Source organism: Bradyrhizobium sp. DOA9 (assembly GCF_000617845.2).
GTDB lineage: Bacteria > Pseudomonadota > Alphaproteobacteria > Rhizobiales > Xanthobacteraceae > Bradyrhizobium.
Genome location: NZ_DF820425.1, coordinates 6275285 through 6290182 on the forward strand (window position 1 = coordinate 6275285; position 14898 = coordinate 6290182).

General features: G+C 65.3%; 13 protein-coding genes. 5 read left to right on the plus strand and 8 right to left on the minus strand.

The genetic code is table 11. The annotated features are described in order from the left end of the window. The first annotated feature begins 163 nt into the window (after nt 1-163). Nucleotides 164-376, plus strand: coding sequence for a hypothetical protein (locus BDOA9_RS29575; RefSeq protein WP_340162400.1), 213 nt, complete (start codon nt 164-166; stop codon nt 374-376). 118 nt (nt 377-494) lie between these two features. Continuing rightward, nucleotides 495-1688 (plus strand): CaiB/BaiF CoA transferase family protein, encoded by a 1194-nt coding sequence (locus tag BDOA9_RS29580; protein WP_025037561.1) that lies wholly within the window; start codon nt 495-497, stop codon nt 1686-1688. A gap of 98 nt (nt 1689-1786) precedes the next feature. On the opposite strand, the gene BDOA9_RS29585 is transcribed toward BDOA9_RS29580, so the two are convergent. The 7 genes from BDOA9_RS29585 to BDOA9_RS29615 all read right to left on the minus strand — a co-directional run bounded on the left by BDOA9_RS29585 (nt 1787) and on the right by BDOA9_RS29615 (nt 9601). After that, entirely contained in the window at nt 1787-2653 is an 867-nt protein-coding gene (locus BDOA9_RS29585; RefSeq protein ID WP_025037562.1) for an outer membrane protein, read from the minus strand. A gap of 168 nt (nt 2654-2821) precedes the next feature. Further along, nucleotides 2822-4339, minus strand: a complete 1518-nt coding sequence (locus tag BDOA9_RS29590) for a tripartite tricarboxylate transporter permease (RefSeq protein ID WP_025037563.1) — start codon at nt 4337-4339, stop codon at nt 2822-2824. Nucleotides 4340-4350: 11 nt separating this feature from the next. Beyond that, a complete protein-coding gene (locus tag BDOA9_RS29595) occupies nt 4351-4893 on the minus strand; it encodes a tripartite tricarboxylate transporter TctB family protein (RefSeq protein ID WP_025037564.1) in 543 nt (180 codons plus the stop codon). Between the two features lie 174 nt (nt 4894-5067). Beyond that, the gene (locus BDOA9_RS29600; protein WP_445291827.1) at nt 5068-6048 is read right to left on the minus strand and encodes a Bug family tripartite tricarboxylate transporter substrate binding protein; all 981 of its coding nucleotides are present in this window, start codon (nt 6046-6048) and stop codon (nt 5068-5070) included. Between the two features lie 149 nt (nt 6049-6197). Beyond that, entirely contained in the window at nt 6198-6995 is a 798-nt protein-coding gene (locus tag BDOA9_RS29605; RefSeq protein WP_025037566.1) for an enoyl-CoA hydratase/isomerase family protein, read from the minus strand. 56 nt (nt 6996-7051) lie between these two features. Beyond that, the gene (locus tag BDOA9_RS29610) at nt 7052-8251 is read right to left on the minus strand and encodes a pyridoxal-phosphate-dependent aminotransferase family protein (RefSeq protein ID WP_025037567.1); all 1200 of its coding nucleotides are present in this window, start codon (nt 8249-8251) and stop codon (nt 7052-7054) included. 147 nt (nt 8252-8398) lie between these two features. Continuing rightward, on the minus strand, nt 8399-9601 hold the full coding sequence (locus BDOA9_RS29615; RefSeq protein ID WP_025037568.1) for a pyridoxal-phosphate-dependent aminotransferase family protein: 1203 nt from the start codon (nt 9599-9601) through the stop codon (nt 8399-8401). A gap of 132 nt (nt 9602-9733) precedes the next feature. Between BDOA9_RS29615 and BDOA9_RS29620 the strand changes: the two genes are divergently transcribed. From BDOA9_RS29620 to BDOA9_RS29630, 3 genes are all read left to right on the plus strand, one after another. Then, on the plus strand, nt 9734-10480 hold the full coding sequence (locus BDOA9_RS29620; protein ID WP_042336805.1) for a GntR family transcriptional regulator: 747 nt from the start codon (nt 9734-9736) through the stop codon (nt 10478-10480). A 103-nt stretch (nt 10481-10583) separates the two neighbouring features. Next, complete coding sequence (locus BDOA9_RS29625; RefSeq protein WP_025037570.1) at nt 10584-13559, plus strand: FAD-binding and (Fe-S)-binding domain-containing protein; 2976 nt, start codon at nt 10584-10586, stop codon at nt 13557-13559. Continuing rightward, nucleotides 13552-13980 carry a GlcG/HbpS family heme-binding protein gene (locus BDOA9_RS29630; RefSeq protein ID WP_025037571.1) on the plus strand — a complete coding sequence of 143 codons (429 nt, stop codon included), beginning with the start codon at nt 13552-13554 and terminating at the stop codon, nt 13978-13980. The genes BDOA9_RS29625 and BDOA9_RS29630 overlap by 8 nt, the downstream gene beginning before the upstream one ends. A gap of 133 nt (nt 13981-14113) precedes the next feature. On the opposite strand, the gene BDOA9_RS29635 is transcribed toward BDOA9_RS29630, so the two are convergent. Further along, on the minus strand, nt 14114-14896 hold the full coding sequence (locus BDOA9_RS29635; protein ID WP_025037572.1) for an enoyl-CoA hydratase/isomerase family protein: 783 nt from the start codon (nt 14894-14896) through the stop codon (nt 14114-14116). Nucleotides 14897-14898: the final 2 nt, after the last annotated feature.

The window sequence follows — 14898 nt, forward strand, 5'->3', positions numbered from 1 at the left end:
CCATTAAGTCCCGTAGTCATACGGAGCGCGACCATGAGTTTCGTTCCAGGAACACCGTAGTTTGCAGGGTTTCATGAAACGACGCACACTCCCGGCCAGCCTGTTTGGCGCCTTCATTGCGCTTGCTGGACTGTCCCATCAACGTCTCGGAGGACTACCTGTGATGGTGGAGAAGGCCAAAGCAGAAGACAGCAGCAAGGCAGGGCGCGCGCCCCCCATGCCGATGGCGCGAGATCCTGCCGCTGCGGTGGCAGAGGAATATGAAGCTGCCCGCCGCAAGGGAACGCGGGAGGCCCTCGAGCTCTTCATTGCACGCCATGGCGATGATCCGCTCGCCGCGCAGGCGCGCGCCGAATTGAAGCGCCTGTCGCGCTGATCTCGCACACACCGCCTCAGACATCGCATTTCGGCAGGCGGCATCGGCGCCGGCCCGGCTTGTCGCGCGATCTCTGGGCACTATGGTAGGCCCGCAATCTGTCCCGGAGCCTTTCACGATGCCCTTCCCGCATGCCTCGGAAGCCCTGTCGCGCTTCACCGTGCTCGATCTGACCCGCGTCCGCTCCGGGCCAACCTGCGTGCGGCAGCTCGCCGATTGGGGCGCCAACGTCATCAAGATCGACGCGCTGACCGAGGATGCCGGCGGCGAGCAGCCGGGCGGGCCGAGGCGCGGTTCTGACTTCCAGAATTTGCACCGCAACAAGCGGGCGATAACGCTGAACCTGAAGGACGAGCGCGGGCTCGCCTTGTTCAAGCGCCTCGCCGCCAAGGCCGACGTCGTGGTCGAGAATTTCCGACCCGACGTGAAGAAGAAGCTCGGCATCGACTACGACAGCCTCGCCGCGATCAATCCGCGGATCGTCTATGGCAGCATCTCCGGCTTCGGCCAGGACGGCCCCTACCACAAGCGGCCGGGCTTCGATCAGATCGCGCAAGGCATGGGCGGGCTGATGTCGATCACCGGCGCGCCGGGTCAGGGGCCGATGCGGGTCGGCATTCCCGTCGCCGACCTCACCGCAGGCCTGTTCTGCGCCATGGGAATCCTCACCGCGCTGCTCGAGCGCGAGGTCTCGGGCAAGGGCCAGTGGGTGCAGACCTCGCTGCTGCAGGCCCAGATCTTCATGCTCGACTTCCAGGCCGCACGCTGGCTGATGGAGAAGGAGGTCGCCAGGCAGGCCGGCAACAACCATCCGACCAGCATCCCGACCGGCGTGTTCAGGACCTCCGACGGCTACATCAACATCGCCACCACGGGCGGGCGGATCTGGGAGCGCTGCGCGCAGGCGATCGGCGCACCGGAGCTCTATGCCCATCCCGACTATGCGACCGCCCCTGCCCGCTCCAAGAACCGCGACGCGCTCAACGCCGAGATCGAGAAGCGCACGGTGACGAAGTCGACCGAGACCTGGGTCCGCGAGCTCAACGAGGCCGGCGTGCCCTGCGGGCCGATCTACGCCATCGACCAGATGTTCGAGGATGCGCAGGTCAAGCATCTCGGCATTGCGCAGGACGTGCCGAACGACGACGGCCGGCATATCCGCCTGGTCGGCCAACCCGTGACGCTGTCGCGCACGCCGAGCAGGATGGTGGCACGGCCGCCGGAATTCGGCGAGCAGACCGACGAGGTGCTGAAGGAGTTCGGCTTCGGCGCCGACGAGATCGCAAGGCTCCGCGAGGCCAAGGTGGTGTGAGCCTCGCGCGCCCCGTCTGCAACGACAAAGCCCGGCGCGAGGCCGGGCTTTTCTTGTTGGACGCCTGCTTGATCTCAGTACTTCGCTTCGTACTTCGCTTAGTACTTGGCGACCACCGGGCCACTGAACTGATAGTTGATGCCGGCGCGCAGGATGTGGTCGGTGAAGCGCGACGACACGTTGGCGCTGATCGCAGCGGCCGGCGCCAGCGTGAACGGACCGGACGAGAAGCGGCCGAGATCCATGTACAGATACTCGAGCTTGGCGCTCCAGTTCTGCGTGATCTTGCCTTCGACACCCGCACCAACGGTCCAGCCGGCGCGTGTCGTCGAGCTTGAACCGACCGAGGCGATCGCCACACCCGCGGGGGTGAAGCCGGTCATGGTGCCCGTGGTCTTGATTTCGCCGAAGGCCAAGCCGCCGGTGCCGTAGAACAGCACCTTGGGGGTCGCCAGGATGCCGACGCGGCCGCGGAGCGTGCCGAACCATTGAAGGTGCTGATCGACCGTCAGAGTGGTGCCGGCCAGACCGCCAGGGGGAAGGAACGTCAGGCCGGGAAGGCAGGCCCCTCCAGCAGGCGCAACGCCCACGCAGCTGAAGGTCGCCCGACCCTTTTCGTCGGACCAGTTCAGGTCACCCTCGATGCCGTACACCCAATTCGCGCTCTGCCAGTTGTAGCCCGCCTGGCCACCGGCAACCGCGCCGTTCATGTCGAACGAGCCGCTGGTGATGGATCCAGCCGGAGGCGCGATCAGTGCACCGGTGACCGAGTTGAAGTAGGAGACGTCAGTGCGCGAACGGCCCCAGCTGTAGCCGCCGTTGGCGCCGATGTAGAAGCCGGTCCAGCTCCAGACCGGATCGACGATAGGCGCCTTGACATAGGGCCTTGCCGCGAGATCGGCGCCCAGCGCGCCCGTCGCAAACAGCGACATCGCCGCCGCCATTCCAATCACGATCCGTTTCATGGAGAATTCCCCCTTGCACGATTTTGTGATCGAAATATACGCGCATCCTCGCCCAAGGGCTGTGCCGCCGCTGCAACATTCGGAAACAATCGGGCTGGCGGCCGTCTCCCGGCCGAAAAACCACCTTGCAAATAAGCCTTTGATTTAAAAAGATATTTCCGCGCAATCCTAGGACGATGTCGCTCTGGTCCCATGCGTCAACCCGACACGGGCGAGAAGATTGTCGATCACCGGCCAGAACAGCAGCAGAATCGCCAGTGTCGTGATCGAGCCGACCAGACCGTTCGACCAGAACACTTTCAAAGTGCCGCCGGAGCCGATCATCGACAGGCGGAAGGCATCCTCGGCACGGTTGCCGAGCACGAGCGCAAGGGTGAACGGCGCCAGCGGAATGCCGATCTTCTTGAAGACGTAGCCGACCACGCCGAAACCCAGCATCAGCCAGATGTCGAACATCGCGTTCTGGATGGCATAGGCACCGATCGCGCAGGACACCACGATCATCGGCGCCACCGCGGCGAACGGCACGCGCAGGATCGAGGCGAAGATCGGCACCGTCGTCAGCACCAGCACGAGGCCGACGACGTTGCCGAGATACATCGAGGCGATCAGGCCCCAGACGAAATCCTTGTGCTCGACGAACAGCAGCGGGCCCGGATTGAGGCCCCATACCATGAGGCCGCCGAGCAGGATCGCCGCGGTGCCCGAGCCGGGAATGCCGAGCGCCAGCATCGGCAGCAGCGCCGAGGTGCCGGAGGCATGCGCCGCCGTCTCCGGCGCGAACACGCCCTCGATGCGGCCCTTGCCGAAACTCTCGGGATCCTTGGCGAAACGTTTTGCCAGATTGTAGCCCATGAAGGAGGCCGCGATCGCACCGCCCGGCGTGATGCCGAGCCAGCAGCCGACAAAGGAGGAGCGCAGCAGCGTCACCCAGTATTTCGGCAGGTCCTTCCAGACGCCGAGCACGACGCGCAGCGAGATGCCAGCCGCATGCCCGCGCAGCGCAAGACGCTCCTCCATCGTCAGCAGGATCTCGCTGATGCCGAACAGGCCGATGACGGCGACCAGGAAGTTGATGCCGCGCAAGAGCTCCGGCGAGCCGAAGGTCATGCGCAGACTGCCGGACACCGTATCCATGCCGATGCCGGCGAGCAGCAGGCCCAGCGACATCGAGATGACGGTCTTGTGCTTGGCCTCGCGCCCGAGGCCGACGAAGGAGCAGAAGGTCAAGAGATACACCGCGAAGAACTCGGGCGGGCCGAATTTCAGCGCAAAGGACGAGATCATCGGCGCGAGGAAGGTGATCAGGAGCACCGCGACCAGCGAGCCGACGAAGGAGGAGGTGAACGCCGCAGTCAGGGCCTCCGCCGCCCTGCCCTGCTGCGCCATCGGATAGCCGTCGAACGTGGTCGCGACCGACCAGGCTTCGCCCGGGATGTTGAACAGGATCGAGGTGATGGCGCCGCCGAACAAGGCGCCCCAATAGATGCAGGACAGCATCACGATGGCCGAGGTCGGGTCCATGGTGAAGGTGAGCGGCAACAGGATGGCAACGCCGTTGGGACCGCCGAGCCCGGGCAGCACGCCGACGAAGATGCCGAGCACCAGCCCGACCATCATCAGAACGAGCGTCTTCCACGTCAGCAGGACGGCAAAGCCGTGGAGCAGGAGACCGAGAGCTTCCATCGCGCCAGCCCCTAGCGGCCGAGGGCCGCTTCGAGCGGCCCCTTCGGCATGATGACGTCGAAGGCAACGTCGAAGGTGACGAACATGATGGCCGTGAACGCGAACGCGGTGAGCAGCGACTTCCACAGCGCGATCCGGCCGACGAGGCGCATGAAGCCAGCGATCAGGAGAAAGCTCGCGACATAGAGGCCGAGGAACTGCGTCGCCAGGCAGAACAGCAGCGTCGGCACGAACACCGCCAGCACGCGGCGGCCTTGCGCGCGCGTGACGAAGGTGGCGGACGAGGTGCGCCGCGCCAGCAGCGCCGCGATCAGCCCGTAGAGGCTGGCGCCGGCGAGAATGACCGACAGATAGAACGGGAAATAGCCGGGCTCGGGCCCGGTCGCATCCCATGACGCGCCGGTGCGCCAATTGTCGAAGCCGAGCGTGACCGCGAGCGCGAGCAGCAAGAGGCTGACGACGATCTCGATCGTGCCGGAAGAGACGACGGAAGGGGAATCGTCTTCGGGCGCCGTGGGATCCTCGACGACGATCTCGATATCGGTTTGGGACATGCTCTGCCAGATCAAGTTGCCCTGTCATCATCCGCCTTGTGCGCAATTGCGCACTTGAGCGGATGATCCAGTACTCCGTGCAGAACCGTCTTTCGTCGAATTCTGTGCAATACTGGATGCCCCGCCCCCCGTGCGCAATTGCGCACTAGGCGGGGCATGACGTGGAGGGTGCGATCACTTCGCGACGAAACCGGCTTCCGTCATCAGCGACTTGTTCAGCGCATCGTCCTCCTCGAGGAACTGCACCATGTCCTTGCCGGTGAGGAAGATCGGCTTCAAGGCCTGCTTCTCCAGGTACTCCTTGTACTCCGCGGTCTGCGTCACCTTGTGGAACAGATCGACGTAGAACGCCTGCTGTTCCGGCGTAACCTTGCCGGGCAGGAACATCGCGCGCAGCATCAGATATTGCACGTCGACGCCCTCCTCCTTGCAGGTCGGAATGTCGGCCCAGGACTGCGTGTCGGTCACCTTGGTCGTGTAGGAAATGCGCTCCCTGTCGAAGACGCAGAGCGGCCGCACCTGGCCGGCGCGCCAGACTTCGAGATTCTCCGACGGGTTGTTGACGTTGGCTTCGGTGTGGTTGCCGACCAGCTGGGTCGCGGCCTCGCCACCGGACTTGTAGGGCAGATAGGAGAATTTCGCGCCGGTCTTCTGCTCCAGGAACACGGTGAGCACGTGGTCCTCGCGCTTGGAGCCGGTGCCGCCCATCTTGAACGGCGCGCTCGCAGCCTTCGCGGCCGCGACGAAGTCCTTCAGCGTCTTGGGGCCTGCGCTGTTGTCCCACAGCACGAACTGGTCGAGCGCGACCACCGAGACCGGCGTCAGTTCGCGCCAGTTGAACGGGATCTTCGCCGACAGCGGCAGCATGTAGATCAGCGAATAGGCGATCAGCACCTTGTTGGGATCGCCCTCGCTGGACTTCATGTACATCAGCGCTTCCGCGCCCGAGGCGCCGCCCTTGAGCGAGACCACCATCGGCTGCTTCATCAGATTGTTCTTCTGGATCGCGGCCTGCATCATCCGGGCCATCTGGTCGGAGGCGCCACCCGCGCCCGCCGCCACCACGATTTCCACCGGTTTCGTCGGCTCCCAGCCGGCGAAGGCCGGCGTGCTCAACAACAGCGCCGTCGCAGCGCCGACGGCTTTCACTGGAATTCGCACGAGTTCGTCCCCTTGATGTTTTTTTGAGTTTGTAGTGCGGAAACGTCTATCCCTGCATAGTGCGGACTAATACCGACGAGTTCAAGCAGACGGGTCGTTCAGCGCATATGACTTTCGGCTGACGAAGCCGAAGTCCGCGAGACTTACCTGCCCTTCCAGACCGGCGCCCGCTTGTTGAGGAAGGCGTCCATGCCCTCGCGGAAATCTTCGCTCATATAGGCTTTCAGGATCAGGTCCTCGCCCTCCTCGCGCGACAGCGTGCGGCGGATGCGGCGCACCGCTTCCTTGGTCGCTTCCAGCGTCAGCGGCGCGTGGCTGGCGACGAGCTTCGCGGTCTCGTCGGCGCGGCGCTGCAGCGTCTCCACGTCAGGCACGACCTCGTTGAGCAGGCCGAGCGTCAGCGCCTCCGGCGCCTCGACGAGGCGCGCCTTGAAGATCATATCCTTGGTGCGGGCGGGACCGACCAGCGCGACGACGCGGCTGATGTTGGACATCGACAGGCAATTGCCGAGCGTGCGCGCGATCGGAAAACCCATCCGCGTCGTCTCGGTGCCAATGCGAAGATCGCAGCAGGCCGCGATGCCCGCGCCACCGCCGGTGCAGGCGCCGGCGATCGCCGCGATCACGGGCACGCGGCACTGCTCGAGCGTGCCGAGCACGCGATCGATCCGCGCCTCGTAGTCGAGCGCATCCTGCGCGGTCTTGAAGGCGCGGAATTGCGAGATGTCCGTGCCGGAGGCGAACGCCTTGTCGCCCGCGCCGGTCAGGATCAGCGCCTTGATCGAGCGGTCGGCGTTGATCTCCTGGCAGATCTCCGCCATGCGGTCATACATGGCGAAGGTCATGGCGTTGCGCGCCTGGGGGCGATTGAAGGTGATCCGCGCGATGCCGTCCGTGACGGAGTAGAGCAGGTCTTCGTTGGTCGTCGCAGGTAGATTCATCGCGCGCTCACTTTCTTCACTAAGTCGGTTCGGGCCGCCCCTAGGCGGCCCGCTCCTCAAGCAACTTGAGCCTTGGTCATCGGCACCACGTCGCGGCCCTTCAGGACGTCCATGGCCGCCAGCACGCCGCCGCTCCGGTGCGGGATCTTTGCAAGATCCAGGCCCATCTCGACGCCGGCGAGCGTGCCCATCAGCATCAAGTCGTTGAAATGACCGATATGGCCGATGCGGAACACCTTGCCCTTGACCTTGTTCAGGCCGGTGCCGAGCGACATGTCGAAGTTTTCCAGCACGACCTTACGGAAGGCATCGGCGTCAAAGCCCTCGGGCACGCGCACGCCGGTCAGCGCCGGAGAATGCGCGGCGGGATCGGCGCATTGCGTCTCGAGGCCCCAGACCTTGACTGCGGCGCGCGTCGCCGCGCTGTGGCGCTTGTGGCGGGTCCAGACGTTCTCCAGCCCCTCCTCCTCCAGCATCTTCACCGCCTCGCGCAAGCCGTAGAGCAGGTTGGTCGCGGGCGTGTAGGGGAAGGTGCCGAGCTTGTTGAAGCTGATGACCTCCTGCCAGTCCCAGTAGGAACGCATGCCCGGATTGGCCTTGGCAACGCTGAGCGCCTTCTCCGAGACGGCGTTGAAGCCGAGGCCTGGCGGCAGCATCAGCCCTTTCTGCGAGCCGGCGACCGACACGTCGATTCCCCACGCGTCGTGCTCATATTCCATCGAGCCGAGGCCGGAGATGGTGTCGACCATCAGCAGCGCCGGATGCTTGGTGCTGTCGAGAATCTTGCGAACCTCCAGCGGCGGCGTCACGCAGCCGGTCGAGGTCTCGTTGTGCACGACGCAGACCGCCTTGATCGCGTGCTGCTTGTCGGCGGCAAGGCGCTTCTCGATCTCGGCGAGGTCGGCGCCATGACGCCAGTCGCTCGGGATGAAGTCGACGTCGAGCTTGAACTTGTCGGCAATGCCGCGCCACAGCACGGCGAACTGGCCGGTCTCGCACATCAGGACCTTGTCGCCGGGCGAGAACACATTGACCATGGCCGCTTCCCAGGCGCCGGTGCCGGACGAGGGAAAGATGATCACGGGCTGCTTGGTGCGGAACACGCGCTGCATCGCGGCAAGCACGGCGAAGCCGAGCTCGGCGAATTCCGGACCGCGATGGTCCAAAGTCGGCATGTCCATCGCCCGCAGCACCCGATCGGGCACATTGGTTGGTCCTGGAATCTGTAGGAAATGCCTTCCAGTATGCACGGTCATCGGCGTCCTTCCCGGTCTTGCCTTGGTTTGGTGGGCGCCGAATAGCACCATTTGACCGGCTTGTCCTCTCCTCCAAAGGGCCGTTCGCGCATGGCGGGGCGGCGTGCCCTCGGCCGCTTCGTCGCGACCACCTATGCGTGCCGACCTCTACGTGCCGACGATCTTCAGATGCGGCGCGGCATTGCCCTGCGGGCGCAGCTCCAACAGCTTCATCGCGACATCGACACCGCCGGAGCGGTGCGGCACGCCGGCCACCGACAGGCCCATCTCGACGCCGGTGAGCGCGCCGAGCAGCGTCAGTGCATTGCATTCGCCGAGATGGCCGATGCGGAAGACTTTTCCGGCGACCTTCGACAGGCCCGAGCCGAGCGACATGTTGTAATTGTCGAGCACGACTTTCCGGAACTGATCGGCATCATGCCCCGGGGGCATCAACACGGCCGTGAGCACCGGCGAGAACTCCGACGGCTCCTGGCAGAGCACTTCGAGACCCCAATGGTTGACGGCGGCCCGCGTCGCGGCCGCCAAGCGCTGATGCCGTGCAAAGACGTTGTCGAGCCCCTCCTCGAGCAGCATCGCGATCGCCTCGCGCAGGCCGTAGAGCAGATTGGTCGCTGGCGTATAGGGGAAGAAGCCTTTGGCGTTGGGCTTGAGCATCTCCTCCCAGTCGAAATAGGAGCGCGGCATCCTGTTGGCCCTGGACGCAGCCAAGGCCTTGTCCGAGATGGCGTTGAAGCCGAGGCCGGGCGGCAGCATGAACCCCTTTTGCGAGCAGCTGACGCTGACATCGACCCTCCACTCGTCGTGGCGGTAGTCGACCGAGCCGAGCGAGGAAATGGTGTCGACCATGAAGAGCGCCGGATGCGAGGCGCGGTCGATCGCGGCGCGGATCTCGGCGATGCGGCTGGTCGCGCCGGTCGAGGTCTCGTTGTGCACGACCATCACCGCCTTGATGGTGTGCGCGGTGTCCTCGGCGAGCTTGGCCTCGATCACCGCCGGATCGGCGCCGCGGCGCCAGTCGCCCGGGACGAAATCGACCTCGATGCCGAAGCGGCCGGCCATCTGCCGCCACATCGTGGCGAAGTGGCCGGTCTCGACCATCAGCACCTTGTCGCCCGGCGACAGCGTGTTGACGATCGCGGCTTCCCAAGCGCCAGTCCCCGACGAAGGGAAGATCACCACCGGCCCCTTGGTCTGGAAGATCTGCTGGCTGCCTTCGAGCACGGTCCGGCCGAGCTCGCCGAATTCGGCGCTGCGGTGGTCGATGACAGGCATATCCATGGCGCGCAGGACGCGCTCGGGGACCGGGCTCGGGCCCGGAATCTGCAGGAAATGGCGTCCCTGAGGCATGAAAAGCTCCCTTTCGGCGGGTATGGGTCGGCTCCGACTCCATTTTGCATTCATTTTTTCTCCCTTCAACGAAAATCTGGTATTCGTTCTCGAACATCGACGCGACCAAGCGGGCAAATTACCGTGCTGCCAATGAAATCCACGATTCCCGACAATGGGGTTCCGATCACCCCGCCCGCCGGCAATGGCGAGCGCCAGGAAAACCGTCAGGAGGCCTCGCTCCATGGCGAGATCCTGCTGCGGCTGCGCGACTACGTGGTCGAAGGCAATATCCCTGATGGCGCGCGCGTTCCCGAGCGGCAGCTCTGCGAGATGCTCGGCATCTCCCGCACGCCACTCCGCGAGGCGCTCAAGGTGCTGGCCGCCGAGGGCCTGATCGAGCTGCTGCCCAACCGCGGCGCGCGCGTCCGCCGGCTCAGCCAGCGCGACCTGGAAGAACTATTCGACGTCATGGCTGGCCTCGAGAGCCTCGCCGGGCGCCTCGCCTGCGAAGCCATCACGGATGCGGAAATCATTGCGATCGAGCAGCTGCACTACGAGATGTACGGCCATTACCTGCATCGCGATATGCACGGCTATTTCCAGACCAACCAGCGCATCCACGAGAGCATTGTTGCGGCCGCGCGCAACGAGGCGCTGAAGATTGCCTACGCCAATTTCGCCGGCCGCATCCGCCGCGTCCGCTACTCCGCCAATTTCGCCCGCAAGCGGCAGCGCTGGGCGGAGGCGATGCGCGAGCACGAGGCCATCCTCGATGCGCTGCGCAGGCGCGCCGCGAGCGAGCTCAGCGACATCCTGTTCCAGCATCTGCGTAACAAGCGGATGGCCGCCATCGAGCACCTGACCGAGCCTCAAGAGGATACGCCGGCATCGCCTTGAAGGCGCCCGCCTTGCTCATTTTGCATTCACAATATAATCGGTCAGGAACCACAATGAATATCCCAGCAAGGCTGAGCCTCGCCGGGTCAGTCCGGGATCAGGGATGACGAACGCCTCCTCGCTCGAACGGCGCCTGCGGTCGGAAGTGACCGGCGACGTCCTGTTCGACGGCTTCAGCCGCGGCCGCTACGCCACCGACGCCTCGTTCTACCAGATCATGCCGGCAGGCGTGGTGGTCCCCAAGACCATGGACGAGGCCTTGCGGGCGCTGGCGATCGCGCGCGACGAGGGGCTGAAGGTCACCCCGCGCGGCGGCGGCACCTCGCAATGCGGCCAGACCGTCAATGACGGCCTCGTGGTCGATCTGTCCAAGCACCTGAACCGCATCCTGTCGCTCGATGTCGAAGGCCGCACCTGCGTGGTCGAGCCCGGAATCGTGCTCGACGACCTCAACCGTCAACTCAAAAAGCACGGCCTGTGGTTTCCGGTCGACGTCTCCACGGCCTCGCGCGCCACCATCGGCGGAATGGCCGGCAACAATTCCTGCGGCGGCCGCAGCCTGCGCTACGGCACCATGCGCGACAACACGCTCTCGATGGAGGCATCGCTCGCCGACGGCACGCTGAGCCGCTTCGGCGAGGTCTCGCGCGATCTCTCCGACGTCGAAGCCGGCGACAGCACCCGGGCGCTGTTTCGCGACATGCTCGACCTCGGCACCCGCGAGGCCGACGAAATCGCCGCGCGCTTTCCAAAAGTGCAGCGCCGGGTCGGCGGCTACAATCTCGATGCGCTGGTGCCGCGCAATGCGCCGAACAACATGGCGCATCTGTTGGTCGGGTCCGAAGGCACTCTCGCCTTCACCACCAAGGTCGAGCTGAAGCTGTGGCCCGTGATCCGCAACAAGGCGCTCGGCGTCTGCCACTTCGGCAGCTTCTACGAGGCGATGGATGCGGCCCAGCACCTCGTCAAGCTGAAGCCGATTGCGGTCGAGCTGGTCGACCGCACCATGATCGCGCTCGGCCGCGATATCGCGATGTTCGCACCCGTCATCTCCGCGGCGATCAAGGGCGATCCGGACGCCGTGCTGGTGGTCGAATTCGCCGAAGAGGACCAGTCGGACAATCTGGTGCGTCTCAAGCAGCTGGGAGAGCTGATGGGCGATCTCGGCTTCGGCTGGACCAACGACACGCGCAAATGGGGCGGCGTGGTGGAGATCACCGAGCCGGCGCTGCAGAGCGGCATCGCCGATTTCCGCGCGGCCGGCCTCAATGTCATGATGTCGATGAAGCAGGAGGGCAAGCCGGTTTCATTCGTCGAGGACTGCGCCGTGCCGCTGCCGCATCTCGCCGACTACACGGCGCGGCTGAACGACGTCTTCGCCAAGCACGGCACCAGCGGCACGATGTACGCGCACGCCTCGGAGGGCTGCCTGCATGTGCGCCCGGTTCTGAACCTGAAGCTGGAGAAGGACGTCAAGGCGATGCGCGCGATCGCCGAAGAGGCGTTCGCGCTGGTGCGCGAATACAAGGGCTCGCATTCCGGCGAACACGGCGACGGCCTGGTGCGCTCCGAGTTCCACGAGACCATGTTCGGCGAGCGTCTCGTCGCCGACTTCAGGGAGGTGAAGCAGCGCTTCGATCCCGCCGGCCTGCTCAATCCCGGCAAGATCGTCGATGCGCCCAGGATGGACGACCGCGCGCTGTTCCGCTTCAAGCCCGATTATCGCGTCGCGGAGCTCAAGACAAAACTCGACTGGTCCGCCTATCCCGGCGCCGGCGGCGGCTTCCAGGGCGCGGTCGAGATGTGCAACAACAACGGCGCCTGTCGCAAGCTCGAGGGCGGCGTGATGTGCCCGTCCTATCGCGCCACGCGAAACGAGAAAGACGTCACGCGAGGACGAGCGAACACGCTGCGCCTTGCGATCTCCGGACAGCTCGGCTCCGATGCGCTCTCTTCCGACGAGATGATGGAAACGCTCAAGCTTTGCGTCTCCTGCAAGGCCTGCCGCCACGAATGCCCCACCGGCGTCGACATGGCCAAGATGAAGATCGAGGTGCTCGCGGCGCGCGCCGCCAGCCATGGCTTGACGCTGCGAGACCGGCTGGTCGGATATCTGCCGCGCTATGCCGGCCTGGCTTCGCGGTTCGCGCCACTGGCGAATTTGCGCAACGGCAGCCCGCTGTTGCGGAAGCTGTTCGAGCGCTTTGCCGGCATCAGCGCGCGCCGGGCCCTCCCCGCCTTCCGCCGCGACGTGTTCGTGCCGCCGGCCGAAAGCGTCGGACCTACGGACGGTCGTGAGGTCGTGCTGTTCAGTGATACTTTCAACCGCATCTATGAGCGCGAGAACCTGGAGGCAGCGCTGCGCGTGCTCACGGCCGGCGGCTATCGCGTGCATCTGCCGAAGCCGGTGAGCGGCAGCCGTCCGCTGTGCTGCGGCCGCACGTTCCTCTCGGCTGGTCTCGTCGACGAAGCCAAAGCCGAGCTCGACCGGCTGGTCTCGGCTTTCGCGCCCTTCGCGGTGCGCGGCGTGCCGATCGTCGGCCTCGAGCCGAGCTGCCTCCTGACGCTGCGGGACGAGCTCGCTTCACTGCGCAAGGACAATGATGCCAAGGCGGTCGGGGCCCATGCGCTGACCTTCGAGGAATTCCTGGTGCGCGAGGCCGAGGCCGGAAGGCTGCAATTGCCGCTCGGCACCGTCGCGGACAAGGCTGTCGTGCATGGCCATTGCCATCAAAAATCCTTCGGCGCCTTCAAGCCGGTCGAGCAGGTGCTGCGCCTCGTCCCGGGGCTGAAGGTCGAGACCATCGAGTCGAGCTGCTGCGGCATGGCCGGCGCGTTCGGCTATGGCGCCGACACGTACGATGCCTCGATCGAGATGGCCGAGCTGTCGCTGCTGCCGGCCGTGCGGAAGGCTGACCGGAATACGCTCGTCGTCGCCGACGGCACCTCATGCCGGCACCAGATCCACGACGGCACGAAGCGCGAAGCGCTTCACGTCGCGCGCGTGCTGGCCATGAGCCTCGATCGCGCCAAAACCAACGCCACCTCTCCAGCTGCAAAGGAAACCAGCCATGGCTGACCTCACACTCGACACCGCTCGAAAAATCCTCGACGCCGCCTTCGCAAAGGCCGGCGAGCTGAAGCTGAAGCCGCTGGTCGTCAGCATCCTGGATGCGCGCGGCGTGCTCAAGCTCGCGGCGGCGCAGGACGGCACCAGCCTGATGCGCGCCGAGATCGCGCATGGCAAGGCCTATGGCGCGCTCGCCATGGGCACGGGCTCGCGCGCTTTATTCCAGCGCGCACAGGAGCAGGCCTATTTCATCGATGCCGTGAACACGATCGCCAAGGGCGCGCTGGTGCCGGTCCCCGGCGGCGTGCTGATCATGGACGGCGCGACCCTGCTCGGCGCGGTCGGCGTCTCCGGCGACACGTCCGACAATGACGAGGCCTGCGCCGTGGCGGGGATCCAGGCGGCGGGGCTGAAGGCGAACGCGGGGTAATCTCGTCATTCCGGGGCGCGCGCAGCGCGAGCCTGGAATCCATCGTGCAACAGTTTATATCGACAAATGGATTCCGGGCTCGCGCCAAGTGGCGCGCCCCGGAATGACAGCAGAGAGCAGTGCCCCTGCCTCTTCACCTCCCCGTCCAGACCGGCTTCCGCTTCTCGCTGAACGCCTTCAACCCTTCCTTGGCGTCCTCGGTCATCGCGAGCAGCGCGATCTGGCTTTCGGTGTAGGCGATGCTCTCGTCGAACGACATCGAGGCGATCGCGCGCATGGCGTATTTGCCGCGGCGGATCGCGGTCGGGGATTTGTCGACGATGCGGCCGATCAACCAATCGATCTTGGCATCGAGCTCGGCGGCAGGCACGACATGGTTGAGCAGCCCCGCGGCCTGCGCGGCCCTGGCGTCGAACGGCTCGCCCGTGAGCGCCCATTCGTTGACGAGGCGGGGCGGCGCGATGCGTTGGAGCAGGCTGAGCACCTGCATCGGGAACACGCCGACCTTCACTTCCGGCAGGCCGAACACGACGTGATCGGCCGCAACCGCCATGTCGGTCATGCAGAGCAGGCCCATGCCGCCGGCCATGCAGACGCCACCGAGGCGCGCAATCGCCGGCTTGGTGGCGTTCTGTGACACACGTAACAGATCGGCATAGTCGACATTTGGTTTGGAATGATCCATCGCGAAAGCCGCGCCGGAATTCTGCAGGTCGGCGCCCGCGCAGAACGCCTTGTCGCCCGCGCCCGTCAGCACGATGACGCGGACGTCCTTGTCCTCATGCGCGTCGCGATAGGCTCTTGTGATCCCGGCGATGACCTCGCCGTTCAGTGCGTTGCGTTTCTCCGGCCGGTTGATGGTGATCCAGAACGCCTGCCCGTGCTTCTCAGTGATGACAGAAGTGGTGTCGGTCATGG

What these genes read in the sequence shown, in the direction of transcription:
- BDOA9_RS29635 (WP_025037572.1), bottom strand. Translation starts at nt 14,896, where the DNA reads ATGACCGACACCACTTCTGTCATCACTGAGAAGCACGGGCAGGCGTTC.
- BDOA9_RS29625 (WP_025037570.1), top strand. Translation starts at nt 10,584, where the DNA reads ATGACGAACGCCTCCTCGCTCGAACGGCGCCTGCGGTCGGAAGTGACC.
- BDOA9_RS29615 (WP_025037568.1), bottom strand. Translation starts at nt 9,601, where the DNA reads ATGCCTCAGGGACGCCATTTCCTGCAGATTCCGGGCCCGAGCCCGGTC.
- BDOA9_RS29575 (WP_340162400.1), top strand. Translation starts at nt 164, where the DNA reads ATGGTGGAGAAGGCCAAAGCAGAAGACAGCAGCAAGGCAGGGCGCGCG.
- BDOA9_RS29585 (WP_025037562.1), bottom strand. Translation starts at nt 2,653, where the DNA reads ATGAAACGGATCGTGATTGGAATGGCGGCGGCGATGTCGCTGTTTGCG.
- BDOA9_RS29610 (WP_025037567.1), bottom strand. Translation starts at nt 8,251, where the DNA reads ATGACCGTGCATACTGGAAGGCATTTCCTACAGATTCCAGGACCAACC.
- BDOA9_RS29620 (WP_042336805.1), top strand. Translation starts at nt 9,734, where the DNA reads ATGAAATCCACGATTCCCGACAATGGGGTTCCGATCACCCCGCCCGCC.
- BDOA9_RS29605 (WP_025037566.1), bottom strand. Translation starts at nt 6,995, where the DNA reads ATGAATCTACCTGCGACGACCAACGAAGACCTGCTCTACTCCGTCACG.
- BDOA9_RS29590 (WP_025037563.1), bottom strand. Translation starts at nt 4,339, where the DNA reads ATGGAAGCTCTCGGTCTCCTGCTCCACGGCTTTGCCGTCCTGCTGACG.
- BDOA9_RS29630 (WP_025037571.1), top strand. Translation starts at nt 13,552, where the DNA reads ATGGCTGACCTCACACTCGACACCGCTCGAAAAATCCTCGACGCCGCC.
- BDOA9_RS29580 (WP_025037561.1), top strand. Translation starts at nt 495, where the DNA reads ATGCCCTTCCCGCATGCCTCGGAAGCCCTGTCGCGCTTCACCGTGCTC.
- BDOA9_RS29595 (WP_025037564.1), bottom strand. Translation starts at nt 4,893, where the DNA reads ATGTCCCAAACCGATATCGAGATCGTCGTCGAGGATCCCACGGCGCCC.